The sequence below is a fragment of the Marinobacter sp. B-12 genome, from assembly GCF_056857915.1.
In genome coordinates, this window is the sequence record NZ_JBSXOB010000031.1 from 1 (window position 1) to 2,712 (window position 2,712).

Here is a 2,712-nt window from a genome sequence, read left to right on the forward strand (position 1 = left end):
GCTTTATCCAAACTCATAATGAGAAACTGGCAAAGCCGTTCCGCTGGCACAAGAGTGCAGAATCGATTATGACGTCAGTGGCGCGGGCAAAGCTGAGCGTTATTGACAATAAATAAAGGGATTACCCAGACGGGACACTAGCCTGCCTTGGCATACGCACCTCCTTGCTTTTAAACCACAGAATCCGTTCTGTGGGCCGGCAACCAATATTAACCGAAGTGTGGAGAGGGTTGATAGTGACTCAGATTAGCTCCGAACCTTCAAAGAAGCCGTGAAAATAAATCTGTCCCGGTTTTCCGGTCCCGGTTTTCCGCGAATTGCTGATCCCCATTAATTACTGTAGCTGGCGGGATATCTTTGCGGTTGCTACGTTTAGGCACTCTTCAAAGGTAATGACACCAGTTTTCTCAACTCGTAGGCAGTATTGGCCCACATCAAAGTTAGAGCCTGCTGTGCTTGGAATATCATTGTAAATTTGATAGATCATTTTCTCCCTGGGGGATCTGTAGTCACCTATTGGCGTTGATACCACCTTGGGTTTCTTACTCTGAATTTTGGCCATTATAGACCCGGCAATAATCATGCATTCATCAAATGTGAGCCCCCGATTGGCTGAGATTTCCTGGCAGTTACCGGCATAGTCGAAAAGGATGTCGGTGTCTTTCGGAAGGGATTTAATCAGCTTGGTAACTGCTTCGCTACGGGGTTGAGCTGTTGAGCGCTGCGGTGATGCACTGTCAGGTTCCTTTGTGCCCTGGTGCTGTGTGACTTTAGCGAACCACTCGGGATGACTGTAGGCCACGTAAACAATAGCCACAATCATGAAGATGAATGCCAGGGAACTGGTGAATAGCTGTAAAATGAAACGTTTTAACTTATCCATGTTGAGCTCTTTTTTGTTGGTCTCAACTCAACTTTAGCTGACAACGCTGGCTGGGGCCCGCATATTAGTCTTCATTTCCTCTAGTTATTCCCACTACATCGGCATGTCGATTTTTCAGGCCCTCGTTGATATTTACTAATAAAGAAGCTTCCCCAACGATGTAGGAGTTATTCGTGTCCAGGATGGCCTAAATGTTTTCTCTGACCCCCTGACCCCCTGACCCCCTGACCCCCGTTAATTTTGAAGGCTAGTAAATAAATACGTCCCGGTTTTCTCATAGTTTTGGTGTTGAATTCGTGTCTGTGATCGTTGAAGAAACGGTACTTTACTCGGGCTCTCTGGCAAAGTACCGAGCGGCCTTTTTTAGGATATCCCGCTCTTCTTCGATTCGGCGCATCTGAGCACGCAGCCTGAGAATCTCGCTCTTGGCTTCGACCAATTCAGCAGCCTGTTCGTCAGACTTATCCGGTTTCACGGCCTTAACCCATTTGTAGAGGCTGTGAGTCGATACTCCCAGTCGTTGCGATACTTCGGCGACGGTATAGCCCCGCTCCAGCACTTGTCGGACCGCTTCGTCCTTGAATTCAGGGGGGTAACGTTGGCTGCTCATGGCAATTCCTCCTATGCTCTAATCATAGGCTAGGCGTGTCCACTGCACCGGGGTAAGTCCAATCATAGGCTAGGCGTGTCCACTGCACCGGGGGAAGTCCATGTCCGGTAAATGACCGTCCACTAAAGCGGTGCAAGATCACGGCGCGTTATGGGACCCAAAAATGGGTTAGAAATTAGGGGTTGAAACCATAGTCACTTGTTAGAAAACAACCCATCTAAAACCTGGGTTCTAATGTTGAAATTCGTCTTGCTTGATACGCTAGCGCTTTACGATCATCGAAATCGAGGTATTAGGAATCACGACTGTCGCAGAGCCAGCTTCCCCGGAAACACGTACCTTTGTGTTGTTCCCGATCCCCGTAAATAGTATGTCCGCTTCTTTAATTTCACAAAGAACGTCACAAGCCAAACCTTTGATATAACCATCTTCCCTCAACGAGGAGAGCGCAGCCCCATATTCCTTCTGTTCGAGGAACAGGCCAACTTTTATTTGTCGCACACCCATGGTTTCAAATGTGGTTCGGGTAATCCCACCGCCGGCTTGAGCAAAGTATATCGGAGCAAGATATATACCTGCTACAAGTACAAATTTTATAACGCTTCCCGGAATCGGCTGGCGCGAGAAAGGCCGACCACTGGGGTCCACAACAATGCCATCGTCTTTTGGTTTACGGGAGAGTTCATCCAACAGTGCGTACACGAGACCGATTATCAATAACGTTCCAACGATATTGACTAAAGGGTGGCCTGTCCAAATTGCTATGGTGAAAATGGCAATATTAGCAATCGCGCCACCTCCGAGTGTAAAAAGCCTATCCTCCTTCACTAGAGGAAGGTACAAGACATTTTTTCGCTTAGTCTTTTCTAGCAGCCAATTTACCGGCTTTGCCGCAATTCCCACCCAAAAAATAGAGGCCAAAAAAAATACGAACGCAACGATCGAGTAATAAAACCCGAATACAACGATGACCCAGACAAAAAAGAGGGTATCTGATGCAGTTAGTCCCGAAGGATAGTGGCGTATAGTTCCGCTGTAGTAGATAACTAATACAGCACCAAGAGCCATACCAAGGGCCACTAGTGTTCCGTGCGGTTAATTCGATGACTTATTATCGATTAAACTCAGCTTTGCCCTCGCGACCGATGTCATAATGGATTCGGCGCTTTTGTGCCATCGGAATGGCTTGGCCAGTGTCTCATTATGAACCTTGATGTAC

Annotated in this window: 2 protein-coding genes and 1 pseudogene; all 3 read right to left on the reverse strand. The window is 47.5% G+C overall.

Features of this window, described 5'->3' with window-relative positions; all coding sequences use genetic code 11:
* Window positions 1-334: 334 nt before the first annotated feature.
* Window positions 335-883 carry a hypothetical protein gene (locus AC13D2_RS03250; protein ID WP_292048927.1) on the reverse strand — a complete coding sequence of 183 codons (549 nt, stop codon included), beginning with the start codon at window positions 881-883 and terminating at the stop codon, window positions 335-337.
* A gap of 275 nt (window positions 884-1,158) precedes the next feature.
* Window positions 1,159-1,493: pseudogene (locus AC13D2_RS03255) on the reverse strand (transposase); the annotation flags it as partial.
* Window positions 1,494-1,754: 261 nt separating this feature from the next.
* Complete coding sequence (locus AC13D2_RS03260) at window positions 1,755-2,573, reverse strand: hypothetical protein (protein ID WP_482938227.1); 819 nt, start codon at window positions 2,571-2,573, stop codon at window positions 1,755-1,757.
* Window positions 2,574-2,712: the final 139 nt, after the last annotated feature.